The 22723-nt window shown below is 72.1% G+C and carries 23 protein-coding genes; 12 read left to right on the forward strand and 11 right to left on the reverse strand.

Annotation, left to right across the window (positions count from 1 at the left end):
• The first annotated feature begins 38 nt into the window (after nt 1-38).
• The 6 genes from KK483_RS07005 to KK483_RS07030 all read left to right on the forward strand — a co-directional run bounded on the left by KK483_RS07005 (nt 39) and on the right by KK483_RS07030 (nt 5692).
• On the forward strand, nt 39-809 hold the full coding sequence (locus tag KK483_RS07005) for an IclR family transcriptional regulator (RefSeq protein ID WP_262004337.1): 771 nt from the start codon (nt 39-41) through the stop codon (nt 807-809).
• 96 nt (nt 810-905) lie between these two features.
• Nucleotides 906-2354: a penicillin-binding protein 2 gene (locus KK483_RS07010; RefSeq protein ID WP_262004338.1), complete on the forward strand. Its 1449-nt coding sequence runs from the start codon at nt 906-908 to the stop codon at nt 2352-2354.
• A gap of 309 nt (nt 2355-2663) precedes the next feature.
• Nucleotides 2664-3200, forward strand: coding sequence for a hypothetical protein (locus KK483_RS07015; RefSeq protein WP_262004339.1), 537 nt, complete (start codon nt 2664-2666; stop codon nt 3198-3200).
• A gap of 124 nt (nt 3201-3324) precedes the next feature.
• Nucleotides 3325-3741: a hypothetical protein gene (locus KK483_RS07020; RefSeq protein WP_399013543.1), complete on the forward strand. Its 417-nt coding sequence runs from the start codon at nt 3325-3327 to the stop codon at nt 3739-3741.
• A 178-nt stretch (nt 3742-3919) separates the two neighbouring features.
• The gene (locus KK483_RS07025; protein WP_262004340.1) at nt 3920-5389 is read left to right on the forward strand and encodes a PhoX family protein; all 1470 of its coding nucleotides are present in this window, start codon (nt 3920-3922) and stop codon (nt 5387-5389) included.
• A 75-nt stretch (nt 5390-5464) separates the two neighbouring features.
• The gene (locus KK483_RS07030; protein WP_262004341.1) at nt 5465-5692 is read left to right on the forward strand and encodes a hypothetical protein; all 228 of its coding nucleotides are present in this window, start codon (nt 5465-5467) and stop codon (nt 5690-5692) included.
• Between the two features lie 51 nt (nt 5693-5743).
• On the opposite strand, the gene KK483_RS07035 is transcribed toward KK483_RS07030, so the two are convergent.
• The 3 genes from KK483_RS07035 to KK483_RS07045 all read right to left on the reverse strand — a co-directional run bounded on the left by KK483_RS07035 (nt 5744) and on the right by KK483_RS07045 (nt 8201).
• Nucleotides 5744-6982 (reverse strand): TerD family protein, encoded by a 1239-nt coding sequence (locus KK483_RS07035; RefSeq protein ID WP_262009379.1) that lies wholly within the window; start codon nt 6980-6982, stop codon nt 5744-5746.
• A gap of 132 nt (nt 6983-7114) precedes the next feature.
• Nucleotides 7115-7342: a hypothetical protein gene (locus KK483_RS07040; RefSeq protein WP_262004342.1), complete on the reverse strand. Its 228-nt coding sequence runs from the start codon at nt 7340-7342 to the stop codon at nt 7115-7117.
• A 49-nt stretch (nt 7343-7391) separates the two neighbouring features.
• Nucleotides 7392-8201, reverse strand: a complete 810-nt coding sequence (locus KK483_RS07045; RefSeq protein ID WP_262004343.1) for an NAD(P)-dependent oxidoreductase — start codon at nt 8199-8201, stop codon at nt 7392-7394.
• Between the two features lie 288 nt (nt 8202-8489).
• On the opposite strand from KK483_RS07045, the gene KK483_RS07050 reads away from it, so the two are divergent.
• Both KK483_RS07050 and KK483_RS07055 read left to right on the forward strand, forming a co-directional pair.
• Nucleotides 8490-9440: a 5-dehydro-4-deoxyglucarate dehydratase gene (locus KK483_RS07050; protein ID WP_262004344.1), complete on the forward strand. Its 951-nt coding sequence runs from the start codon at nt 8490-8492 to the stop codon at nt 9438-9440.
• The gene (locus KK483_RS07055; protein WP_262004345.1) at nt 9437-10600 is read left to right on the forward strand and encodes a hypothetical protein; all 1164 of its coding nucleotides are present in this window, start codon (nt 9437-9439) and stop codon (nt 10598-10600) included. Before KK483_RS07050 ends, KK483_RS07055 begins: the two co-directional genes overlap by 4 nt.
• A 162-nt stretch (nt 10601-10762) precedes the next feature.
• Here KK483_RS07055 and KK483_RS07060 read toward each other — a convergent pair whose 3' ends face one another.
• Complete coding sequence (locus tag KK483_RS07060; RefSeq protein ID WP_262004346.1) at nt 10763-11080, reverse strand: hypothetical protein; 318 nt, start codon at nt 11078-11080, stop codon at nt 10763-10765.
• A gap of 186 nt (nt 11081-11266) precedes the next feature.
• Between KK483_RS07060 and KK483_RS07065 the strand changes: the two genes are divergently transcribed.
• Nucleotides 11267-12688 carry an NCS2 family permease gene (locus KK483_RS07065; protein ID WP_262004347.1) on the forward strand — a complete coding sequence of 474 codons (1422 nt, stop codon included), beginning with the start codon at nt 11267-11269 and terminating at the stop codon, nt 12686-12688.
• Nucleotides 12689-12868: 180 nt separating this feature from the next.
• Here the strand turns inward: KK483_RS07065 and KK483_RS07070 are convergent, their stop codons facing one another.
• The gene (locus tag KK483_RS07070; protein WP_262004348.1) at nt 12869-14401 is read right to left on the reverse strand and encodes a hypothetical protein; all 1533 of its coding nucleotides are present in this window, start codon (nt 14399-14401) and stop codon (nt 12869-12871) included.
• A gap of 226 nt (nt 14402-14627) precedes the next feature.
• On the opposite strand from KK483_RS07070, the gene KK483_RS07075 reads away from it, so the two are divergent.
• Entirely contained in the window at nt 14628-16487 is a 1860-nt protein-coding gene (locus KK483_RS07075; RefSeq protein ID WP_262004349.1) for an endonuclease/exonuclease/phosphatase family protein, read from the forward strand.
• Nucleotides 16488-16592: 105 nt separating this feature from the next.
• Here KK483_RS07075 and KK483_RS07080 read toward each other — a convergent pair whose 3' ends face one another.
• Nucleotides 16593-17300, reverse strand: coding sequence for an antibiotic biosynthesis monooxygenase (locus KK483_RS07080; RefSeq protein ID WP_262004350.1), 708 nt, complete (start codon nt 17298-17300; stop codon nt 16593-16595).
• A 96-nt stretch (nt 17301-17396) separates the two neighbouring features.
• Nucleotides 17397-18032 carry a hypothetical protein gene (locus KK483_RS07085; protein ID WP_262004351.1) on the reverse strand — a complete coding sequence of 212 codons (636 nt, stop codon included), beginning with the start codon at nt 18030-18032 and terminating at the stop codon, nt 17397-17399.
• A 117-nt stretch (nt 18033-18149) separates the two neighbouring features.
• Between KK483_RS07085 and dapA the strand changes: the two genes are divergently transcribed.
• Nucleotides 18150-19046, forward strand: a complete 897-nt coding sequence (gene dapA, locus KK483_RS07090) for a 4-hydroxy-tetrahydrodipicolinate synthase (protein ID WP_262004352.1) — start codon at nt 18150-18152, stop codon at nt 19044-19046.
• Here dapA and KK483_RS07095 read toward each other — a convergent pair.
• From KK483_RS07095 to KK483_RS07110, 4 genes are all read right to left on the reverse strand, one after another.
• Nucleotides 19027-19275: a hypothetical protein gene (locus KK483_RS07095; protein WP_262004353.1), complete on the reverse strand. Its 249-nt coding sequence runs from the start codon at nt 19273-19275 to the stop codon at nt 19027-19029. The genes dapA and KK483_RS07095 overlap by 20 nt on opposite strands.
• Nucleotides 19276-19374: 99 nt before the next feature.
• The gene (gene dapD / locus KK483_RS07100; RefSeq protein WP_262004354.1) at nt 19375-20376 is read right to left on the reverse strand and encodes a 2,3,4,5-tetrahydropyridine-2,6-dicarboxylate N-succinyltransferase; all 1002 of its coding nucleotides are present in this window, start codon (nt 20374-20376) and stop codon (nt 19375-19377) included.
• A 9-nt stretch (nt 20377-20385) separates the two neighbouring features.
• Entirely contained in the window at nt 20386-21009 is a 624-nt protein-coding gene (locus KK483_RS07105) for a TetR/AcrR family transcriptional regulator (protein WP_262004355.1), read from the reverse strand.
• Nucleotides 21009-21329 carry a multidrug efflux SMR transporter gene (locus KK483_RS07110; RefSeq protein WP_262004356.1) on the reverse strand — a complete coding sequence of 107 codons (321 nt, stop codon included), beginning with the start codon at nt 21327-21329 and terminating at the stop codon, nt 21009-21011. Before KK483_RS07110 ends, KK483_RS07105 begins: the two co-directional genes overlap by 1 nt.
• A gap of 135 nt (nt 21330-21464) precedes the next feature.
• Here KK483_RS07110 and KK483_RS07115 point away from each other — a divergent pair, with 135 nt between their 5' ends.
• Entirely contained in the window at nt 21465-22655 is a 1191-nt protein-coding gene (locus KK483_RS07115) for a hypothetical protein (RefSeq protein ID WP_262004357.1), read from the forward strand.
• Nucleotides 22656-22723: the final 68 nt, after the last annotated feature.

Raw genomic sequence — 22723 nt, forward strand, 5'->3', positions numbered from 1 at the left:
TTTCCGGGCGTTCTGCGCGGTCAAGAAGGGTGAGGGCCATGGCAGCTGTCGAGCAGGGTGGGGCACAGGTCAAGTCCGCGGTGCGGACGGTCGAATTGCTCGAGTACTTCGCAGGACGCCCCGGTATGCACTCGCTCGCGGCGGTCCAGGAAGCCGTGGGCTACCCCAAGTCCAGCCTCTACATGCTGCTGCGCACCCTCGTCGAGCTGGGCTGGGTGGAGACGGACGCGACGGGCACGCGGTACGGCATCGGCGTGCGGGCCCTGCTCGTCGGCACCTCGTACATCGACGGGGACGAGGTCGTCGCGGCGGCCCGGCCCACCCTCGACCGGCTCTCCGACGACACCACGGAGACCATCCACCTCGCGCGGCTCGACGGTACGAACGTGGTCTATCTGGCCACCCGGCAGTCGCAGCACTATCTGCGGCCCTTCACCCGCGTCGGCCGCCGGCTCCCGGCCCACTCCACCTCGCTCGGCAAGGCGCTGCTCGCCACCCACAGCGACGAGCAGGTGCGCAAGATGCTCCCGGAGACGCTGCCCTCGCTGACCGAGCACACCCTCACCGACCGGGAGCAGCTCATCGAGGAGCTGCACCAGATCCGCGAGCAGGGCTACGCCGTGGACCGCGAGGAGAACACGCTGGGGCTGCGCTGCTTCGGCGTCGCCATCCCCTACCGCACCCCGGCGCGCGACGCGATCAGCTGCTCGGTGCCGGTGGCCCGGCTGACCCCGGCCCATGAGCAGATGATCAAGGACGCGCTGTTCGACGCGCGGGACCGGCTGACGCTGGCGACGCGCCGCCTGTGACCGCCTGTGACCGCCGGCACGGCGACCGGATGAGGATTCCCTGAGAAACCCGGCAGAACGGAACGGACCACTCCGGGCCACTCGTCCCTCCCAGGGATGAACAAGACAATCAGGCGCGCCGCGGTCTTCAGCCTGCTCCTGGTACTCGCCCTGCTGCTGCGGGCCACCTGGGTGCAGGCGTACGAGGCCAAGGCCCTCGCGGACAACCAGCACAACCGGCGGAACACCATCGCACAGTACGCGCAGCCGCTCGGTGACATCGTCGTGGCCGGATCGCCGGTCACCGGCTCGAAGAGAACGAAGGGCAGCGACCTCGCGTACAAGCGCACCTACACCGACGGCGAGCTCTACGCGCCGGTCACCGGCTACAGCTCGCAGGCGTACGGCGCGACCCAGCTCGAAGGCATCTACAGCAAGGTGCTCGACGGCACCGACAACCGTCTGAAGAACCCGCTGGACGTGCTCACCGGCAAGCAGGCCCAGCCCGGTGGCGTGCTCACCACGATCGACCCCGCCGTGCAGCGCGCCGGCTTCAAGGCGCTCGGCGACAAGAAGGGCGCGGCGGTCGCGATCGACCCGGGGACCGGGCGGATCCTGGGCGTGGTCAGCACCCCTTCGTACGACCCGTCGAAGATCACCGGCACGACGGACGGCGCCGCCTGGAAGGCGCTCACCGGCGACAAGGACCAGCCGACGCTCAACAGGGCGCTGCGGCAGCCGCTGCCCCCGGCCTCGACGTTCAAGCTGGTCGTCGCGGCGGCGGCGCTGGAGGAGGGTCTGTACTCCTCGGTGGACGAGCGGACGGACAGCCCGTCCCCGTACACGCTCCCGAACACCCGCACCGTCCTGAAGAACGAGAACCCCTCCGCACCCTGCGAGAACGCGACGATCCGCACGGCGCTCCAGTACTCCTGCAACAACGTCTTCGGGAAGATGGCCGCGGACCTGGGCCAGGAGAAGCTCCGCGCCATGGCGGAGAAGTTCGGCTTCAACGACAAGGAGCGGGACGTGCCGGTGCGCGCCTGGACGAGCGTGTATCCGCACAACATGGACGCGGCGCAGACCGCGCTGACGGGTATCGGCCAGTTCGATGTGACGGCGACTCCGTTGCAGATGGCGATGGTGTCCGCCACCCTGGCCAACGATGGGCTCATGGCGTCCCCGCATATGGTCTCCGAAGTCGTCGACGCGGAGGGCGACACCCTGCAGAGCTACGACGATGCCGGCACCGAGCGGATCGTGTCCTCGTCGACGGCGAAGCAGCTGCGCAGTGCCATGGTCACGGTCGTCGAGGACGGCACGGGCGGCAACGCGCGGATCGACGGCGCCGAGGTGGGCGGCAAGACGGGCACGGCCCAGCACGGCGAGAACAACAGCAAGACGCCGTACGCCTGGTTCACGTCGTACGCGAAGGACACGAGCACCGGGAAGCAGGTGGCCGTCGCGGTGATCATCGAGGACTCGGGCGCGTCCCGCACGGAGGTCAGCGGCAACGGCCTGGCAGCGCCGGTCGCGCAGAAGATGATGAAGGCGGCGCTCGGCTAGGGAGTGTCTTCACAGTGGCGTCGTCCGCCCGGAGGGCGGGCCCGGCGGCGTCTGGTGCGTGCGATCGCAAGGCAGAGGAGGGAGTCCATGCGGTCAGGGCACCTCCCGTGCCCGAAGGCCACGGGGGTGGGGGCACCTCCCAGGCGCGAGCTCAGGGGGAGGAGCGTGCCAGGCGTCACCGGGCAGACGGGACTTTGAAGACACGACCTAGAAGTGTCCGGTGGATCGGGCGCGAGCCCAGCGTGATCCACCGGTCCCCCCTGGTGCTGTGACCGGCAGGTTGTCGGTGCTCGTTCATAGGATCACGCCATGCCTGATGCCTTCACCGTCCTGTGGACCCATGACACCTGCCGTGCCCTGCGCAAGGCGGGTCGCGTGGGCGAGCGGCCGCCGGTCGCCTTCAGCGGCGTTCACTCCTCGCTGCCCGCCTGGACGGGCGCCCGTGCCGGCGCCGAGGTGTTCGCGTTGCACGTCAACCGGCGCGTCGTGTCCGTGGTGAGCCGGATGCGGGTGCTCGACATCGAGCGGCGCGAGTGCTGCGGCACCGCCCCCGCGACGTGGCAGGACCCGGCGTTCCCCGGGCACGCCGACTGGTCGATGCTCGGCGCCGACGGCTGCGGCGCCATGGCGGTGCACGTGGACGCGACGCCCGTGCGCTTCGACGTGGCGATCCCCGGCGATCTTCTGGCGCGGCTCACCTGGCGCAACGCCCGCGGCCGGACCCGCGGTCTCAAGTACGTGGTGGACGGCCGCCTCGAACGTTCCATCAGCCTCCGGGGGTTCTACCGTCTGACCCCCGAGTCGGCCGACGAGCTGGCGGAGGTGGCCGCCGGCGCCCTGGCCTGATGCCGGCGGGCGTGCCCTTTCCGCTCGGAGGCCACCCCGGTGGCGGGCCGGGGCGGCGCGCACGATATGCAGGGGGCGTTCCCGCTTCCTGCATCCTCAACTCCCCCTGCATACGGAGGACTTCGTGCGCCCCCTGCCCCGTTCCCTGTCCGGCTGGACCATGGCGGTGTTCGGCGTCCTCGCCGCCGCCCTCGGTGTGGTGGGGTTGATCGCCCCCGACGCCCTCATCGGCCTCATGGGCTTCGAGCCCATATCCGGCGACGGACGCACGGAGGGCGACTACACCGTCGTTTTCATCACCGCTTCCTCGATGGCCGCGGTGAATATGGGCGTCTACTACATCCTGGCGTCCCTGTCCGACTGGAGAGCCTTCTTCCGCTGGACGGTCCCGTTCCGCCTGCTGACCTTCACGGTCTTCACCGTCGCGGTGATCGCCGGCCGGGCGCCGTCCGGCTTCCTGGGCGTGGCCCTCTGGGAGGCCGCGGGTGCGGTGGCCACGGCGGCGGCGCTGCGGTACGACTCCCGCCGGGCCGCCGTGTGAGCACCCTGGTCCCGGGGACCCCGGGGGGGGGACGTCCCCTGAGCCCGCCGGGATCCGCCGGGGGGACGTCGCACCGTGTTCAACTGGCGTTTATGCGTGGGCGAGAGCGTTGCCCCCGCAGACTCGCACCGCCAGACCTCCACGCACCACGCCACCCAGCAGCACTCAGGAGACCGCGATGCCGCTCAGCCGCAGGGAATTCACCAGACAGTCAGCGTTCACCGGCGCGGGCATCGCCCTCACCGGCAGCGTCGGCGCGCTCGCCACCGCGCCGGGCGCGCTCGCCGCCGAGGACTACACCGGGGAGACGGCGCCGGAGGCCGCCCACGACGGCCAGGGCCACGGGCACGGGCACGAGCCGGGATACGGCCCGCTCCTCCCCGACCCGGAGGGCATCCTCGCGCTTCCCGCCGGCTTCTCCTACCGCATCCTCACCCACGGCGGTGTCACCAAGCTGGAGTCGGGCGAGTTCACCCCCGCCAAGCACGACGGCACGGCCACCTTCGAGGGCCCCCGCGGCGTCACCCTCCTCGTCAACAACCACGAGCTCAAGGGTGCCCGCGCGGGCCACGAGTTCCCCGTCCCGCTCGCCGAGGGACTCGTGTACGACCCGGCCGCGGCCGGCGGCTGCACCGTCGTCGAGGTCCAGCGCGACGGCCGCACGGCCGAGTGGGTCGGCATCGCCGGCACCTCCCAGAACTGCGCGGGCGGCCGCACCCCGTGGGGCACCTGGCTGACCTGCGAGGAGACCGCCGACCGGGCCGGCGAGAACGGCATGACCAAGGACCACGGCTACGTCTTCGAGGTCGACCCCTACGACCGCCGTGCCAACCGCCGCCCCATGCCGATCAAGGCGTTCGGCCGGTACGAGCACGAGGCCGTCGTCATCGACACCAAGCGCGGCCACGCCTACCTCACCGAGGACTCCGCGGGCCCCAACGGCCTCTTCTACCGCTGGGTCCCGCCGGCCGGCTTCCAGCACGGTCGCGGCCGGCTGCGCCACATCCCCGAGAACGCCGGCCTGCTCCAGGCGCCCAAGTGCTACGACGCGGGCGGCCGCTTCGTGGACGACCTGTCCCGCGCCACGAAGACCGGCACGGTGTACGGCGTGGACTGGGTCGACGTCCCGGACCGCGACGCCAGGACCGTGCCGGTGCGCAAGCAGTTCGCCGACACCGAGGTCACCCGGGCCCGCAAGCTGGAGGGCATGTGGTGGGCGGACGGCGGTGCGTACATCGTCTCCTCGTACGCCCGTGACGAGAGCCCGGGCCTGCCGCACGACGGCCAGGTCTGGTTCTACGACCCGCGGCGCCGGACCCTCACGCTCAAGGTGCTGCTCGGCGTCAACGCGGACCCGTCGAAGGACGGCGCCTACGACGGCCCGGACAACATCACGGTCTCGCCGTACGGCGGCCTGATCATCGCCGAGGACGGTGAGGGCATCCAGCACCTCTTCGGTGCCACCGAGCGCGGGCGTACGTACCCCATCGCCCGCAACGAGCTGAACATGGGCACCGAGGAGGAGCCGGAGTACAGCGAATTCGCCGGTGTCGTCTTCTCGCCGGACGGGCGGACGCTGTACGCGAGCATCCAGACCCCGGGCATCATGCTCGCGATCACGGGCCCCTGGCGGCGTTCGCTGGGCTGACCGTCGGCCCCAAGGAGAACTGCCCTCGGGTGGGGGCTTGAATCGGTAGTGGCCCGAGGGCGCATACTTCAGGTAATGACAAAGTCAGCCGGTTCCCGGCGCCACCTGCCGTCCAGTCCCTTCCACCGCAACACCCCGGTCAGTCCCCCGATCGAGCAGTTCGAGGTCGGAGACCGGGTCTCGCATGATCAGTTCGGACTCGGAAGAGTCCTCGCGGTCGAGGGCGACAATGCCGTCCTCGTCGATTTCTCGGGGCGACAGGGAAGAATCCTGAGCCCATTCACCAAACTGGCCAAACTCTGACCGAGCCGGACCTGGGGCCGCCGCACCGCGACGACCCCAGGCTCCGGAACGTCAGAGCGCCTGCGCGGCCGGCTTCACCATGCCGCGGACCGTGCGGGACTTCACGAACTCACCCATCGCGGTCATTTCCCACTCGCCGGAGAACTGCCGGATGAGCTTGGCCATCATCACACCCGTCTGCGGCTCGGCACCGGTGAGGTCGAAGCGCACCAGCTCCTCGCCCGTCGCGGCGTCCATCAGCCGGCAGTACGCCTTCGCGACCTCGGTGAACTTCTGGCCGGAGAAGGAGTTGACCGTGAAGACGAGTCCCGTCGCCTCGGCCGGGAGCCGGCCCAGATCCACGACGATGACCTCGTCGTCGCCCGCGCCCTCGCCGGTCAGGTTGTCGCCCGAGTGCTTGATCGAGCCGCCGAGGATGGAGAGCTTGCCGAAGTAGCAGCTGTCCAGATGGTTGCGCTGAGGGCCGTACGCGATGACGGACGCGTCCAGGTCGATGTCCTTGCCGCGGAACGCGGGCTCCCAGCCGAGGCCCATCTTGACCTGGGAGAGCAGAGGGCGGCCGCCCTTGACGAGGGACACGGTCTGGTTCTTCTGGAGGCTGACCCGGCCCTTGTCGAGGTTGATTTTCCCGGCGCCGGGCGCGGGAGCCGCGGGCGCGGGGGCGGCGGCCGCCGGTGCCGCGGCGGGGGCCGCGGGTGCGGCCGGGGGCGCCGTCGGAGCGGCCGGGGGCGCCGTCGGAGCGGCCGGGGGCGCGATCGGGGCGGGCGTCGGCGCCGCCGCGGGGGCCGCGGCCGGCTCCTCCTCGACCGAGACGCCGAAGTCGGTGGCGATGCCCGCCAGCCCGTTCGCATAGCCCTGGCCGACGGCGCGGGCCTTCCACGCCCCGTTGCGCAGATAGATCTCCACGATCACCAGCGCGGTCTCCGCGCCGAGCTGGGGCGGGGTGAAGGACGCCAGCACCGCGCCGCCGTCGGCGTTGCGGATCGTGGCGGTGGGCTCGATGCCCTGGAAGGTCTGCCCCGCGGCGTCCGGGCTCGCCGTGACGACGATCTTCTCGATTCCGGCCGGCACGGCACCGGTGTCGACGATGATCGCGTCGGGGGCCGTGCCGCCGCCGGACCGGTGGGTCACGCCGGGACCGGCCGGCTGGTTGTAGAAGATGAAGTCGTCGTCCGAACGCACCTTGCCGTCGGCCGTGAGCAGCAGGCCCGATACGTCGAGCCGCACGGGCGCGGCGACGTCCACCGCGACACGGGTGGCGGCCAGGGGGATGTTCGAGCCGGGGGTCATAGCTGTCATGCCTGGGGTAACGAGCGAAGCGGCTTTGCCGTTCCCTTACCTTCGCCCGATCGGCCCGGGCGCCGCGCACCGCCGCCGGCACCCGGGGCGCCCCGTACCCCCCTGCCGGGACGCGAGGGCCTGTCAGCGTCCCGCGCGGTTCCTCGGGTGCTGCCGGGCGGTCCGCTCGTTCCCGAACCGGTACGCGCCGGTCCAGCGGGCCATCACCAGCTGGGCGTCCCCCGACTCCACCTCGGTGAGGAACTTCTCCGCGCGGGCACCGCGCAGGGTGCCCGCGGCGCGGCCGTGGTGGGTGAGGACGACGCTGCCGTCGCGCCGCTGCTCGTAGTGGAAGCCTGAAGGTCTGGGCATGGCCCGCATCATGCCGGTCGCGGCCGCGCGGGGCACCCCGATTACCGCCTCAGTGCGGCCAGCGCGGCGGGTCCGTCACGAAGTGCCCGCCCAGATGGGCATGGGCCGGGTTCTCCGGGTCCAGCTCGCCCTGTTCGGCGACGAGCTTCTCCGCGTACTGCTCCGAGTCGTCCTGCGGCTCGTAACCGAGCGCACGGGCCGTCGACAGGTCCCACCACAGGCGCGTGTTCGCCGACGAGCCGTAGACGACGGTGTGTCCGACGCCCTCCGCGGTGAGCGCGGCGTGGAAGAGGCGCGCGCCGTCGCCCGGGCTCAGCCAGACGGAGAGCATCCGCACGCTGTTCGGCTCCATGAAGCAGGAGCCGATCCTGACGGACACGGTTTCGACGCCGTGCTGGTCCCAGTAGAGCTGGGCGAGGTCCTCGCCGAAGCACTTGGACAGACCGTAGTAGGTGTCGGGGCGGTGGGGCGCGTCGACCGGGATGAGCGGGTCGCCCTCGCGGGGGCGCGGGGTGAAGCCGACGGCGTGGTTGCTGGAGGCGAGGACGATGCGGCCGACGCCCTCCTCGCGGGCGGCCTCGTACAGGTTGTACGTGCCCTCGATGTTGGCGCGGAGGATCTTCTCGAAGGAGGCTTCCAGCGAGATGCCGGCCAGGTGGATGATCGCGTCGGCGCCGCGTACGGCCTCGCGCAGCGCGTCCTTGTCCGCGAGGTCCGCCGTGATGGCCCCGGGCTGCCCGTCGATCGGGTTCATGTCGAGGAGGCGCAGTTCGTAGCCGTACGCGGGCAGCAGCCCCCGCATCAGGGTGCCGAGGCCGCCGGCGGCGCCGGTGAGCAGGACGGTGCGGGGTGCGGGCATGGTGGTGGGTTCCCCTCGACGCGATGGAGAGCTGTTCCTGATCCATAGACGTTTATGGACGCCATTCACAAGCGTGGACACGCTAAGGAGCCGCTCCGGGCGGAGTCAAGTGTCCTGCCGACCGGTCAACTCCGCCTCTGAGTTGCGGTTTTCCACTGCGCGCGGCGTCGTCGGCCGTCTTGACCCCCGCCCGGCGGCTGCCCTAGCGTGGTCATGTTCAGAAACATAGACGTGGATCAGAATGCTGCACGAGCCTGATCGCTCGGTGCACGGCCACAGGGAGCGTCCGTGACCTCAGCCCCGCTCGCCGCCCGGCTCACCAGTGCCCCCGGGCCGCTGTTCTTCCCCGTGACCGCGTACGGGCCGGACGGCGCCCTCGACCTCGATGCCTTCCGCGCCCATGTGCGCTCCGGTGTCGAGGCGGGCGCCGGCGCCGTCTTCGCCTGCTGCGGCACCGGCGAGTTCCATGCGCTGACGCCCGAGGAGTTCCGTGACTGCGTGGCAGCCGCCGTCGAGGAGACCGCGGGCCGCGTCCCGGTCCTCGCCGGCGCCGGATACGGCACGGCCCTCGCCGTCCGGTACGCCCGGCTCGCCGAGGAGGCGGGCGCCGACGGCATCCTCGCCATGCCGCCGTACCTCGTCGTCGCCGACCAGGCGGGACTGCTGCGCCACTACACCGCCCTGGCCTCCGCCACCGCGCTCGACGTCATCGTCTACCAGCGCGACAACGCCGTCTTCACCCCGCAGACCGTCGTCGAACTCGCCGCGACCGACGGCATCATCGGCCTCAAGGACGGCTACGGCGACCTCGACCTGATGCAGCGCATCGTCAGCGCCGTCCGCACCGGCGCTCCCGGCCGGGACTTCCTCTACTTCAACGGGCTGCCCACCGCCGAGCTCACCGGCCTCGCCTACCGCGGCATCGGCATCACCCTCTACTCGTCCGCCGTCTTCTGCTTCGCCCCCGAGATCGCCCTCGCCTTCCACCGTGCGCTGGCCGACGGCGACGACGCCACGGCCGAGCGCCTGCTGGACGGCTTCTACCGGCCGCTCGTCGAACTCCGCGCCAAGGGCCGCGGATACGCCGTCTCACTCGTCAAGGCGGCGGTACGGATGCGCGGACAGGACGTCGGCGAGGTACGGCCGCCGCTGAGCGAGCCGTCCGCGGCCCACGTCAAGGAGCTCGCCGACATCGTCGCGCGCGGCTACGCCCTCCTCGGGGACGGAGCGGCCGCGTGAGGGCCGGCGCCTTCCTCTACCCCTGGGACGTCAACGGCGACCCGGACGCCGCCGGCCGCGTCGCCGCGCTCGGCGTCCGCCAGGTCACCCTCGCCGCCGCCTACCACTCCACCCGCGCCCTGACCCCGCGCCACCCCCGCCACCGCATCGTCACCGCCGAGCACGCGTCGGTGCTCTACCCGCCGGGCGCGCAGCAGTGGGAGGGATGCACCCTCAGGCCGTACCCGGCCGGGTCCTGGGCGCCCGGGGACGCGTACGGACAGGCGGCCGAAGCCCTCGCCGACGCGGGGCTCCCCGTACACACCTGGGTCGTCCTCGCCCACAACTCCCGGCTCGGCGCCGAACACCCCGGCACCTCCGTGGTCAACGCCTTCGGCGACCGCTATCCCTGGGCGCCCTGCATCGCCCAGCCCGCCGTGCGCGCGTATCTGCAGGGCCTCGCGGTCGAGGCGGCGGTACGGCCGGGGGCGCGCGGCACCGAGCTGGAGTCCTGCGGCTGGTACGGGCTCGCGCATCTGCACGCCCATGACAAGATCGCGGGCGTCGCGCTCGGCGACGCCGCCCAGTACGCGATGTCGCTGTGCTTCTGCCCCGCGTGCCGCGACGGGTACGCGGCACTCGGCGTGGACCCCGGCGAGCTGGGCCCGGCCGTGCGCGCCGCGCTGGAGCCGGTGTGGCAGGGGAGCGTGCCCGCGGACACCCCCATCGAGAAGCTGCTCGGCGGCGAGCTGACCGCGCTCACGCTGGAGTTCCGTACGCGGACTGCACGGACCCTCCAGGAGGCCGTCGTCGCGGCCGTACGTGCGGCGGCGCCCGAGGGCTTCCAGGTGCTGCTGCACGCCGACCCGGTCGCGTACCGCTGCGGGGCGAACGCCGGGGTCGATCCGGCGCACATCCTGGGCGTCGCGGACGGGGTGGTCGTGCCGTGCACGGGCGGCGCGCAGTCGGTGCGGCCGTTCGCCCAGCACGCCTCGGCGGCCTCCGTCGTCGCCGCCAACCTCACGGTCGTCTCCGGCATGGGCGGCAGCCCGGGCACGCTCGCCACCGACGCGGCACGGGCCGCCTCGCTCGGGGCGACCGAACTGCGGCTGTACCACGCGGGCCTGGCCTCCGACGCCGATCTGGCGGCCGTCAGGGACGCACTGTCCCGGCTGGACTGAGGGCCGGCCGGTTCGGCAGGGCCATCGACGCCCCGCCGAACCGGACGGACAGCCCGTCGCGGCGAGCGGCGCGATCAACGGCGGTCGGTGCGATCAGCGGCGGCCGGTGCGATCAACGGCGGCCGGTCGACCGCGCCCGCGAGCAGGGCCGTCTCCGCCGCGTCATGGACCACACCCGGTCCGCCGAGTCGAGCAGCAGCAGTGTCGGCGGCAGCAACGCCATGGCGATGTCGACCGCGACGAGGAGCGGGCGTCCGCGGACCCGGTCGGCGACCGCCCCGTGCAGTGGTCGGCCGGCGTCGGCGCCCGCATCGCGAAGACCGTCAGCGCGGCCGGACTGTCCGAGCCGTCCGAGCCGGTGAGCGTCTTCACCCGGATGGCGGAGACCGGCCGCAACGCCGTCGTGCCGAAACCGGAGGCGACGATCCCGGTGAAATACAGCGCCGCGTTGCGGTTCCGGAGGACCATGACCTTGCTCATCCGGGCATGGTGGCAGCGGGAGCGGCCTGGCCGGATGGGGAAGTCGCCCTGCTTTCCGGCGTACGGGCGTACGGGCGTACGGGCGCCTTGTTCCGGCGGCTGCCCGCCTGCCGGCGGCGCAGACCGTGCAGCACACGCAGAAGCACCCCCAGAAGACGCAGCACACGCAGAACACCGGGAGAGCCCATGCCGCAACCGCGGGAACGGAACGCCGTCGACCGCTACTTCAGGATCAGCGAACGCGGATCGACCTTCGCACGTGAGGTACGAGGCGGCTTCGCCACGTTCTTCACGATGGCCTACATCCTCGTGCTCAACCCGATCATCCTCGGCGGTGCCGAGGACAAGTTCGGCACGCAGCTCTCCGGACCGCAGCTCGTCACGGCCACCGCGCTCGTCGCCGCCGTGATGACCGCGATCATGGGCCTCGGCGGCAACCTCCCGCTCGCGATCGCCGCCGGACTGGGCCTGAACGCCGTCGTCGCCTACCAGATCGCGCCGACGATGAGCTGGGCCGACGCCATGGGGCTCGTGGTCCTCGAAGGCATCGTCATCTGCGTGCTGGTCGTCACCGGGCTCCGCGAGGCCGTCATGCACGCCATCCCGCAGCAGCTCAAGCAGGCGATCAGCGTCGGCATCGGGCTCTTCATCGCGTTCATCGGCTTCGTCGACGCGGGCTTCGTGACCCGTATCCCCGGCGAGACCGGTTCCGTTCCGGTGCAGCTGGGCGCGAGCGGGCAGCTCTCCGGCTGGCCCGTGCTCGTCTTCTGCCTCGGCGTGCTGCTCACGATCTCCCTGATGGCCCGCAGGGTGCGCGGCGCGATCCTCATCTCCATCGTCACGACGACCGTCGTCGCGATCGTCGTGAACGAGCTCGCCACCATCGATCCGCTCGCCTGGGGCCTGACCGTGCCGTCCGTGCCCGCCGACGTCGTCGCCTGGCCCGACTTCGGGCTCTTCGGCTCCTTCAGCCTCTTCGGCTCCTTCGCCGAGGTCGGTGCCGTCACCGTCGTCCTGTTCGTCTTCACCCTCGTCCTGAGCGACTTCTTCGACACGATGGGCACGGTCGTCGGCGTCTCCAACGAGGCCGGACTGCTCGACGAGAAGGGCGATGTCCCGAACCTGGGCCGTGTCCTGCTCATCGACGGCGCCTCGGCGGTGGCGGGCGGTGTGGCCTCGTCCTCCTCCAACACCGCCTACATCGAGTCGGCGGCGGGAGTCGGCGAGGGCGCGCGCACCGGCTTCGCCTCGGTCGTCACGGGCGCGCTGTTCGGCCTCGCGCTCTTCCTGACGCCGCTGGCGACGGTGGTGCCGGCGCAGGCGGCGGCGCCGGCACTGATCGTGGTCGGCTTCCTGTTGATGACACAGGTGCGGCACATCGAGTGGGAGAAGTACGAGATCGGGATCCCGGCGTTCCTGACGGTCACGCTGATGCCGTTCACCTACTCGATCACGAACGGCATCGGGGCCGGGTTCATCGCGTACGTCGTCATCAAGACGGTGCTGGGGAAGGCCCGGGAGGTGCACTGGCTGCTGTGGACGACGGCGGCGCTGTTCGCGGTGTACTTCGCGATCGACCCGATCGAGCAGGTTCTGGGCGTGAAGTAGCCCGCCGGGCGGCGGTCCCCGGGCCCCGCTCCCAAGCGCCGGAGGATGTCCGGCGGCGCTTGGGGACGACACCCCGGATCGACGGGGCCCCGGGGCGACCGGGCCCCGGGTTCGGTCGTTGCGAAGCCACGGAGCCACGGGGCTGCGCGGCGCGGGCCTACGGAGTTACGCGGCGCGGACCTACGGGCGGCGGGAGCGGGCTTTGAAGGCGGCCTTGCGGGCCTCCTTGGCCGTTCGCTTGTCGCCGTGGAGGCGCCCCATCTCCTCCAGCACATCCGCCGTCGCGGGGTGGTCGACCCGCCAGGCCGCGTCGAAGAAGCCGCTGTGCCGGCCGACGAGGCCCTCGACGAGGCCCTGGAGCTCTTCCAGATCGCCCTCGGCGTCGAGCTGGGCCGCGATCGTGTCGACGGCGAGCCAGAAGATCATGGGCTCCGGGGGCGGCGGCACGTCCGTCGCGCCCCGCTCGGCGAGCCACACCCGTGCGAGCCCGCCCAGTTCCCGGTCGTCGAGGACGTCGCGCACCGCGGGCTCCGCGTCCGCACCGACGAGGGCGAGGGCCTGCTGGCAGTGGAGGCGGCGCAGCGGCGCGCCGCGGTCCGTGCCGCGGGCGGCGTCGAGCAGGTCGCCGGCAGCCGCCGCCGGGGCGCGCAGGTCCAGCCACTGGAGGGTCTCGGCACGGGCCGACTCCTCCGGGTAGTAGGCCACGCCGTCCAGCAGCGCGTCCGCGCCCTTGTCCGCGAGGTCGCCCACCGCCGGGGCCACGACGCCCGCCTCCAGCAGACGGGCCCGGACGCCGTACAGCCCGAGGGGTGTGAGCTTCACCAGCCCGTAGCGGGAGACGTCCTCGTCGTCCGCCGCGGAAGAGGCGCCCTCGGGTCCCCGGGTCTCGGCGTCCTCCTCGGCCATCAGCGCCTCGTCGACGGGCTGGTACTCCACGAGACCGATCGGTTCCAGCAGCCGGAACTGGTCGTCCAGCCGCATCATCGCCTCGGACACCTGCTCCAGGACGTCGTCGGTGGGCTCGCTCATGTCGTCGGGCACGATCACCGACGCGGCGAGCGCGGGGAGCGGCACCGGGCCCTCGCCGGCGCCGCCCTCGGAGGCCGTGAGCAGGTAGAGGTTGCCGAGCACACCCTCGAGGAACTCGCTCTCCGCCTCGGGGTCCCAGTCGAGCGCGTCGAAGTCGATCTCGCCGTCGGGCCCGAGGACGTCGGACAGCTCGTCGAGCAGGGGGGCGATCGCGTCGGAGACGACGGTCTCCAGGGCGTCCTGCCAGAGTGCGAGGACGTCCTGGGGGCTGCCCCCGGTGATCAGCGGGAGGTTGCCGCCGGCGGTGACGGCACCGCCCTCCTCCCGGTCCTCGTCCCCGGCCTCGCCGGCCTCGCCGTCCTCGCCGGCCTCCCCGTCTTCGCTGTCCTCGCCGGCCTCCTCGATCTCGACCAGCCCCGTGTCGACGGCGATCCGCCACGCCTCGCTCGCGTCGGCCGCCCCGTCCTCGTCGTCCGGGAGGTCCAGCGCCCGGGCCGCCGCCGGAAGTTGCTCCTCCACGAGCTCCCCGCCCGCGCCGACCCTGGTGTCCGGACCGGCCCAGCGCGCCAGGCGCACGGCCCGTGACAGCAGCGGCGTGGCGAGCGCGTCCCGCGCCAGCTCCGCGTCCGAGTGCAGCCGTACCGGCGGCAGGGCGGGTCGTCCGGAGGGGCGGGCTCCTGGCATCTGGCGGTTCTCCTCGGGTGTGCGCGGACCTGATCGGACGGCCCCAGCGTAGACGTATTTCACCCGATGCCAGCCGGTTCATTCACTCGTCAACCTCCGTACATCCGGCGGCTCTTGACAAGTGCAGTGCTCTACCAAGAGATTGACGCGCGTAGATCCACCGCAGAACGCTCCATCGTGCACAGCTCCACCGACCACCCCTCAACCCTCACACCGGAGTTCTCCGATGCCTTCGATACCGAGATCCGCCGCCGTCGCGACCGTCGTGGCCACCGCACTGGCCGCCGGTCTGCTCACCGGCTCCGCCTCGGCCGCCGCCGGCGCCGACACCGCGACGGGCGTCGCCACCGCGGCCGGCGTCCGCATCCACGACATCCAGGGCACCACCCGCACCTCGCCGCTGGTCGGGCAGCAGGTCACGGACGTCGAAGGCATCATCATCGGCGTCCGCACGTACGGCTCTTCGCGCGGCTTCTGGATCCAGGACCCGCAGACCGACGCGAACCCGGCCACCAGCGAGGGCCTCTTCGTCTTCACCAGCTCCACCCCGACCGTGGCCGTGGGCGACGCGGTCAAGGTCTCCGGCACCGTCGGCGAGTACGTCCCGGGCGGTCTGAGCTCGGGCAACCAGTCCCTCACGCAGATCTCCAGGCCGGCCGTCACCGTCGTCTCCTCCGGCAACGCACTTCCCGCGCCGGTGACCGTCTCCGCCTGGTCCGTCCCCTCCGCGTACGCGCCCGAGGGCGACCCGGCCGCCGCGAACAGCATCAACGCGCTGCCGCTGAAGCCCCGTTCGTACGCCCTCGACTACTACGAGTCGCTCGAAGGCAGCAACGTACGCGTCGGCACCTCGCGCGTCGTCGGCGCGACGGACCCGTACGCCGAGCTCTGGGTGACGGTCGAGCCGTGGGAGAACCCGACCTGGCGCGGCGGCACCCGCTACGGCTCCTACGACTCCCAGAACACCGGCCGGCTCCAGATCCAGTCGCTGGTCCCGCTCGCCCAGCAGCCGTTCCCCAAGGCGAACGTCGGCGCCGTGCTGTCCGGTTCGACCGAGGGCCCGCTGGACTTCAACCAGTTCGGCGGCTACACGATCACCGCCCGCACCCTCGGCACGGTCACCGACCGGGAGCTGGAGCGCGAGTCGACGCGTCCGCAGCACCGCGGCGAGCTGGCGGTCGCCACGTACAACGTGGAGAACCTGGACCCGTCCGACCCGCAGGAGAAGTTCGACGCGCTGGCGGAGGCCGTCGTCACCCACCTCGCCTCGCCCGACATCCTCGCCCTGGAGGAGATCCAGGACAACTCCGGCGCGAAGAACGACGGCGCGGTCGCCGCCGACCAGACGGTCAAGAAGTTCACGGACGCGATCGTGGCGGCCGGCGGCCCTGCGTACGAGTGGCGCTCGGTCGACCCGGAGAACCTCACGGACGGCGGCGAGCCCGGCGGCAACATCCGCCAGGTCTTCCTCTTCAACCCGCAGCGGGTCTCCTTCACCGACCGCGGCGCGGGCGACGCCACGACCGCCACCGGTGTCGTACGCGAGGGTGGCCGCGCCGCGCTCACCCACTCCCCCGGCCGGATCGACCCGGCGAACGCCGCCTGGACGGACAGCCGCAAGCCGCTCGCGGGCGAGTTCGTCTTCCGCGGCCGCACGGTCTTCGTGATCGCCAACCACTTCGGCTCGAGGGGGGGCGACGAGGGGCTGACCTCGCACCACCAGCCGCCGGTCCGCTCCTCCGAGGCCAAGCGTCTGGAGCAGGCGCAGTCCGTGAACACCTTCGTCAAGGACATCCTGAAGGCGCAGCGGAACGCCGACGTCCTGGTGCTGGGCGACATCAACGACTTCGAGTTCTCGGCGACGACGAAGGCGCTCACCGACGGCGGGGTGCTGTACCCGGCGATACAGTCGCTGCCGCGCGCCGAGCGCTACTCGTACGTCTACCAGGGCAACAGCCAGGTGCTCGACCAGATCCTGACCAGCCCGTCGGTCGGCGACTTCAGCTACGACAGCGTGCACATCAACGCGGAGTTCGCAGACCAGAACAGCGACCACGACCCGCAGGTGCTGCGCTTCCGGCCGTAAGCGCGACGCGCCCGCCCTGCCTGCACGGCCGACCTGACTAGACCGCCGACCTGGCTACACGGCCGACCTGGCTACACGGCCGACCTGGCTACACGGCCGACCTGGCTACACGCCCGCGCTCATGCTGAGCGCGGGCGTGTAGCGCGTCACGCGGCTGCCGGCGAGCCCCGGGTAGTGCTGTACGCGCTCCCACTGCTCCGTGTGGGAACCGACGCCGTCGCCCGGGGCTTCCAGCGCCGCCTGGTGGGCCTCGGCGCTCTCCCACTCCGCGTAGTTGAGCACGCGCGTGCCGTCCGTGCTCACGTGGAAGTGGGCCGCGATGCCGCCGGGGTGCGGGCGCGGATCGCCTTCGAGCGCGGCGAACACGGCGTCCACCCAGTCGCGCTGCCGCACCGGGTCGGCCCCGTCGAAGTCGACCTCCACGATGACGACGCAGCCCGGGGTCCTGATGGCGTCCGATGCGGGCTCTCCGCTGCGGTAGCGCTCGTACGTCCGCAGTCCGAGCCGCTCGATACCGGGCACGGCGGCGTCGATCTCGTCGTTGCGCTCGCTCCGGAAGGTGCGGAAGAACTCCTGGTAGGCATCCTCGCCCGTCCACTGCGAGTAGTGGAGCAGGGCCGTGCCGTCGTCGCTCGTGAGGACGCTGTACGAGAGCAGGCCCGCCTGGGGCCAGTCGCGGCGCCGCCAGGCCCGTGCGATCGCCTCGACCGCGGCCTGCTGCCGCTCGGGCGTACCGACGTGCCAGGTGCTGACCTTGACGGCGCCGACGCCTGGGCGGGTCAGGTCGGGACGGGTGGACAGCTGCACGGTCATGACGGTCCTCCTCGGCCGGCGCACCCGTGTGGTGCGCCGCTTCGCCGACCATCCTCGGACTTCAACCAAGGTTGAGGTCAATCGCTGCCGACCCCGTCAGCCGCTCGCGCCCACGTCGTTGTTCGGGGCCCCGTCGCCGACGGGCGGGAGGTCGCCGCGCTCGACGGGCGGCGCGTCGGGCACGGCCTCGGGAAGGATCGCGTCGAGTTCGCGGTCGTCCGCGCGGTGGGCGGCCTCCGCGGCGGTGCGCAGCGTGGCGCGGTCCACGGACTTGTCGGCGGCGATGCGGACGATGTGGCCGTCCTCGGCACGGGCGTACTCATGGCGGCCTCCGGCCGTGCGGTACCAGGTCGCGTCCCCCTCCTGTTCGCAGACCACCGCGGCGTCGCCCGCCGAATCCACCTGCACGGCGGGGCACGTGTCCGCGGAGAGCTCGCCGCGGTCGACGACGAGACGGACCTGGGCGCCGCCCGGGATCCGGACGTACGTGCTCTGGAAGCCGTCGTGTCCGGACGGCCCGAGGGACTGCTTCGCCGGCTCGAAGCCGGGCACGTCGGTGACGTAGATCAGCTCCGGGGCGGACTCCAGCGCCCTGACCCGGTCCTCCAGCGCGGCCCGGTCGGGGACGGGCCCCGCGGGGGCGCCGCCGGATTCGCCGGCGCGTTCCGTACCGCAGGCGGAGAGGGCGAGGAGCAGCGGAAGGGCGGCGGCGAGCCGCACGGCACGGATCATGGCCCTCATCCTGCCGCACGACGAACATCCGTACGACAACTCTTCATGAATGGTCGACCCTCACCCCAAGCAGAACTAAGTGGACCTTCACGGTGGAGGCGGCGGACACTGCGTTCCATGACACCGCACCGCCCCTTCGGACAAGCCCTCTGCGCGATGATCACACCGTTCGCCGCCGATGGCGCCCTGGACCTGGACGGCGCCGGGAAGCTCGCCGCGCACCTGGTGGCCGAGGGCTGCGACGGGCTTGTCCTGAACGGCACCACCGGAGAGTCCCCGACGACCACCGACGCCGAGAAGACCGCACTCGTCAGGGCCGTGCGCGAGACCGTCGGGGACGGGGTCGCCGTCGTCGCGGGCGTCGGCAGCGCGAGCACCCGGCACACGGTGGAACTCGCCCGCTCCGCGGAGGCGGCCGGCGCCGACGGGCTCCTCGTCGTCACCCCGTACTACAGCCGCCCGCCGCAGGCCGCCGTCGAGGCGCACTTCCGGCGGGTCGCGGACGCGGTCGGCATTCCGCTGATGCTGTACGACATCCCCGGCCGCACGGGCACCCGGATCGAGCCGGAGACGATGCTGCGACTCGCCGGCCATCCCCGGATCGCGGCCGTGAAGGACTGCGCGTACGACCTGCTCGGCAGCACCAAGGTGATCGCCCGGTCGTCACTCGCGTACTACTCCGGCTGCGAGGAGCTGAACCTGCCCCTGTACGCGGTGGGCGGCGCGGGCTTCGTCAGCACGGTCGCGAACGTCGTCCCGCGCCCGCTGCGAGCGGCGCTCGACGCCCACGACGCGGGCCGCACGGCCGAGGCCGCCGCGCTCAACCACCTCACACTGCCCCTCGCCGAACTGATGATGGCGTCCGGCCTGCCGGGCACGGTGACCACGAAAGCACTGCTCGGCGCGCTCGGCCTCCCCGCCGGCCCGGTCCGGGAACCGCTGCAGCCCGCCGACCGGGCGACGGTCGACGGGCTGCTTGCGGCGTACGAAGAGGTCATTCGGGCGGATCGCTAGGAGACGTGGCCTCGCCGAGGATCGTGGCGTGCTCCAGGACATCCTCCAGCGGATCGTCGACCTCCCCGGTCGAGATCAGCGACACGGTGGACGCGTTGTGCGAGCGCGAGTGGGTCTGCGTGTGCGGCGAGTGCGTGCCCGTCCCGTCGGCGAGCGCGGCACGGACGCCGGTCGGCTGCGCCAGGGCCATGAGGGTCAGCGTTCCGAGCGCGGCCAGCCTGCTGTTCATGGTGCGTCCCCGCCTTGTCCGTGTCCGACTCTGCGTCACATCTCTTCATCCGCTATCCGCTTGGCGGTGCCAGAAGTAACGCAGAGTCACGCGAACGCGTCAGTTGTGGGTGTGCAGCACTTCGTTCAGGCCGCCCCACACCGCGTTGTTCGGGCGGGCCTCGACGGCGCCCGTGACCGAGTTGCGGCGGAAGAGGATGTTCGAAGCGCCGGAGAGGTCGCGGGCCTTGACGACCTGGCCGTCGGGCATCGTGACGCGCGTGCCCGCGGTGACGTAGAGACCGGCCTCGACGACGCACTCGTCGCCGAGTGCGATGCCGACGCCCGCCTCGGCGCCGACCAGGCAGCGCTCGCCGATGGAGATAATGACGTTGCCGCCGCCGGAGAGGGTGCCCATGGTGGAGGCGCCGCCGCCGATGTCGGAGCCGTCACCGACGACGACGCCCGCGGAGATCCGGCCCTCGACCATGGAGGTGCCGAGCGTGCCGGCGTTGAAGTTGACGAAGCCCTCGTGCATCACCGTGGTGCCCTCGGCGAGGTGCGCGCCGAGCCGGACGCGGTCGGCGTCGGCGATCCGGACGCCCTTGGGGGCCACGTAGTCCGTCATCCGCGGGAACTTGTCGATCGAGGTCACCTGGAGGTGCAGGCCCTCGGCGCGGGCGTTGAGCCGCACCCTCTCGACGTTGTCGACGGCGATCGGGCCGAGCGAGGTCCAGGCGACGTTGGTGAGCAGCCCGAAGACACCGTCGAGGTTCTGGCCGTGCGGCCTGACCAGCCGGTGGGAGAGCAGGTGCAGACGCAGGTAGGCGTCGTGCGCGTCCAGCGGCTTGTCGTCGAGCGACGCGATGACCGTGCGGACGGCGACGACCTCGACCTCGCGGCGGGCGTCCACGCCGATGGCCTTGGCGGCGGCGTCGCCGAGGAGGCCGACGGCCTGGTCGGGGGTGAGCCGCTCGGTGCCGGCGGGACCGGGCTCGGCGACGAGCTCGGGGGCGGGGAACCAGGTGTCGAGGACGGAGCCGTCCCCGGCGATGGTGGCGAGGCCGGCGGCGACGGCGCCGGTGGTGCGAGGAGCGGTGGTGCTGTCGGGCGAGTCAGTCATAAGGAGAACCTAACCGCCCGGCCCCGCCGGGTGCGAACCGGTCTCAAGTGCCGGTCGAGGCCCCGCCCGGCCTGGCCCGGCGCGGCCGGGGTCGCGCAGCACCCGCCCCAGCATCTCGCGCGCGTACTCCTCGTCGTAGGGGGTGTCCGTCAGCAGCACCTGCAGGCAGATGCCGTCCATCAGGGCCACGAGCGCCCGCGCCGTGACCGGGTCGGTGCGGCGGGAGAGGATCTCGGCGACGCCGTCGGTCCACTCGGCGGCGACGGGGCGCAGGGCCGGCCGGCGCAGGGCGGCGAGGTAGAGCTCGTACTCCAGCTCCACTCCGGTGCGCTCGCCGCGGAGCCACTCCCCCGTCAGCCGGGCGAGTTCGTCGGGCAGGGGGGCGTCCGGGTCGGCGAGCGCTCCGCTCTCGCGCAGGGCCGCCCCGAAGCCCTCGTTGGCCTGGCGCAGCGCGGCGGTGAGCAGTTCGTCGAGCGAGCCGAAGTGGTACGTCGTCGAGCCGAGCGGCACATCGGCCTCGGCGGCGACGGTGCGGTGGCTCAGCCCGGCGATGCCGCTGCGGCCGACGACCCGGATCGCGGCGTCGATGATGCGCCGGCGCCGGTCGGGGTCGTAGCGGCGTTCGCGTGCCATCAGTGCGCGCCTCCGAGGTTGAGCACGACCACGCCGGCGACGACGAGGGCGAGGCCCAAGAGCTTGACGGGGCTCGTGGACTCGTTCATGAACAGCATCCCGATCGCGGCGACGGCGGCGGTGCCGACCCCGGCCCAGATCGCGTAGGCCGTGCCGACCGAGAGCGTCTTCAGCGTCTGTGCGAGCAGGGTGAAGGCGAGGACATAGCCCGCGACGGTGATCAGTGACGGCCAGAGCCTGGTGAAGCCCTCGCTGTACTTCATGGCCGTGGTGCCGGCCACCTCTGCCGCTATGGCCGCGGCCAGCATCCCGTATCCCATGTGTACGAGTGTACGCAATGATGCGTACAGGCGTACACAGAACCCGCGCTGCTCTTGGCATGTCCCGTGCCGCTACCGTGTCCCGGTCAGGTGGGGACGAGAACAGGACATGTGGGGGCGGGGATGTCGCACACCATGGGGCCCGGACCGGGGCCGGGGCCGTACGGCGGTCCGTACGGCGGAGCACCGGGCGCTCCGTACGGCGGGGCACCGGGCTGGGGCGGCTGGGCACCGCCTCCGCCGCCGAAGCCGGGCGTCATCCCGCTCCAGCCGCTCACCGTCGGCGACCTCCTCAACGGCGCCGTCTCGACCATCGGGCGCTACAAGAAGCCGGTCATCGGTCTGGCGACGGCCGTGTTCGGGACCTCCTCGGTCCTGGTGGTCCTCGCCCTGCTCATCGCCTTCTCCGCCGTCAGCGACACCGTCTACGACCTGATCGACCTGCCCGACGGCCGGGATCCGGAGTGGGCGCAGATCCAGCCGCTCCTCGTCGCCTTCGTGTGCGTCTGGGTCGTCGCCGTGGCGGTGTACCTCCTGTCCATGGCGATCGTGCAGGCGAGCATGCTCGCCGTGCTCCAGCAGGCCGTCCTCGGAGGGCCCGCGACCTTCGGCTCCGTGTGGCGGCAGGCGCTGCCCCGCGTGCCCGCCCTGATCGGCACCGGGCTGCTCAGCGGGCTGATCGCCATGGTCCCGGCCGTGCTGGCGCTGACCGGCTTCGCCGTCGCCCTCATCGGCACGACCCTGCTGGGCACCGGTGAGGAGGACTCGGGGACGGCCGGCGCGCTCATCGCCATCGGCTTCATCGGCGCCCTGGCGACCGTCGTGCCGGCCGTGTGGCTCTGGGTGAAGTTCAGCCTGGCCCCCGCGGCCGTGGTGTTCGAGAAGCAGGGGCCCATCGCGGCGATGCGCCGCTCCTGGGGGCTGGTGCGCGGACGGTGGTGGCCGGTCTTCGGCATCTCACTGCTGGCGTATCTGATCGCCGCGGTGATCGCCGGGGTGATCCAGCAGGTGCTGTCCATGATGGCGATGATCCCCACGATGGCGAGTGCGCCGGGCCTCGGCCCCGAGCCCGACCTGTCGGAGCTCCTGTCGGTCTTCGCCGTCTACATCGTGGTCGCTCTCGTGGCCCAGCTGATCGGGTACGTCATCCAGTCCACCTTCCCGCCCCTGGTGAACGGCCTGCTCTACGTCGACCAGCGCATCCGCAAGGAGAATCTGGCCCCGGTGCTGGCCGAGGCGGCGGGCATGGCCGCTCCCGCGCAGCCGCCCGTCCCGCCCGGTCCCCCGGGCCCGCCGGTTCCCCCGGGCCCGCCCGTCACTCCTTGAGCGTCGCCCTGCCCGGCTCGGGCCCGCCGGGCCCCGAGCCATGCGAACGGCCATGCCCGCCAGTCTTC

Source organism: Streptomyces sp. FIT100, from assembly GCF_024584805.1.
Lineage (GTDB): Bacteria > Actinomycetota > Actinomycetes > Streptomycetales > Streptomycetaceae > Streptomyces.

Excerpts from the sequence above, each read along its gene's own strand:
- KK483_RS07045 (WP_262004343.1), bottom strand. The coding sequence starts at position 8,201 with ATGCCCGCACCCCGCACCGTCCTGCTCACCGGCGCCGCCGGCGGCCTC.
- KK483_RS07015 (WP_262004339.1), top strand. The coding sequence starts at position 2,664 with ATGCCTGATGCCTTCACCGTCCTGTGGACCCATGACACCTGCCGTGCC.
- KK483_RS07060 (WP_262004346.1), bottom strand. The coding sequence starts at position 11,080 with ATGAGCAAGGTCATGGTCCTCCGGAACCGCAACGCGGCGCTGTATTTC.
- KK483_RS07085 (WP_262004351.1), bottom strand. The coding sequence starts at position 18,032 with ATGATCCGTGCCGTGCGGCTCGCCGCCGCCCTTCCGCTGCTCCTCGCC.
- KK483_RS07030 (WP_262004341.1), top strand. The coding sequence starts at position 5,465 with ATGACAAAGTCAGCCGGTTCCCGGCGCCACCTGCCGTCCAGTCCCTTC.
- dapA (WP_262004352.1), top strand. The coding sequence starts at position 18,150 with ATGACACCGCACCGCCCCTTCGGACAAGCCCTCTGCGCGATGATCACA.
- KK483_RS07105 (WP_262004355.1), bottom strand. The coding sequence starts at position 21,009 with ATGGCACGCGAACGCCGCTACGACCCCGACCGGCGCCGGCGCATCATC.
- KK483_RS07005 (WP_262004337.1), top strand. The coding sequence starts at position 39 with ATGGCAGCTGTCGAGCAGGGTGGGGCACAGGTCAAGTCCGCGGTGCGG.
- KK483_RS07010 (WP_262004338.1), top strand. The coding sequence starts at position 906 with ATGAACAAGACAATCAGGCGCGCCGCGGTCTTCAGCCTGCTCCTGGTA.
- KK483_RS07080 (WP_262004350.1), bottom strand. The coding sequence starts at position 17,300 with ATGACCGTGCAGCTGTCCACCCGTCCCGACCTGACCCGCCCAGGCGTC.
- KK483_RS07025 (WP_262004340.1), top strand. The coding sequence starts at position 3,920 with ATGCCGCTCAGCCGCAGGGAATTCACCAGACAGTCAGCGTTCACCGGC.
- KK483_RS07095 (WP_262004353.1), bottom strand. The coding sequence starts at position 19,275 with ATGAACAGCAGGCTGGCCGCGCTCGGAACGCTGACCCTCATGGCCCTG.
- dapD (WP_262004354.1), bottom strand. The coding sequence starts at position 20,376 with ATGACTGACTCGCCCGACAGCACCACCGCTCCTCGCACCACCGGCGCC.
- KK483_RS07035 (WP_262009379.1), bottom strand. The coding sequence starts at position 6,982 with ATGACCCCCGGCTCGAACATCCCCCTGGCCGCCACCCGTGTCGCGGTG.
- KK483_RS07065 (WP_262004347.1), top strand. The coding sequence starts at position 11,267 with ATGCCGCAACCGCGGGAACGGAACGCCGTCGACCGCTACTTCAGGATC.
- KK483_RS07075 (WP_262004349.1), top strand. The coding sequence starts at position 14,628 with ATGCCTTCGATACCGAGATCCGCCGCCGTCGCGACCGTCGTGGCCACC.
- KK483_RS07070 (WP_262004348.1), bottom strand. The coding sequence starts at position 14,401 with ATGCCAGGAGCCCGCCCCTCCGGACGACCCGCCCTGCCGCCGGTACGG.
- KK483_RS07040 (WP_262004342.1), bottom strand. The coding sequence starts at position 7,342 with ATGCCCAGACCTTCAGGCTTCCACTACGAGCAGCGGCGCGACGGCAGC.
- KK483_RS07115 (WP_262004357.1), top strand. The coding sequence starts at position 21,465 with ATGGGGCCCGGACCGGGGCCGGGGCCGTACGGCGGTCCGTACGGCGGA.
- KK483_RS07110 (WP_262004356.1), bottom strand. The coding sequence starts at position 21,329 with ATGGGATACGGGATGCTGGCCGCGGCCATAGCGGCAGAGGTGGCCGGC.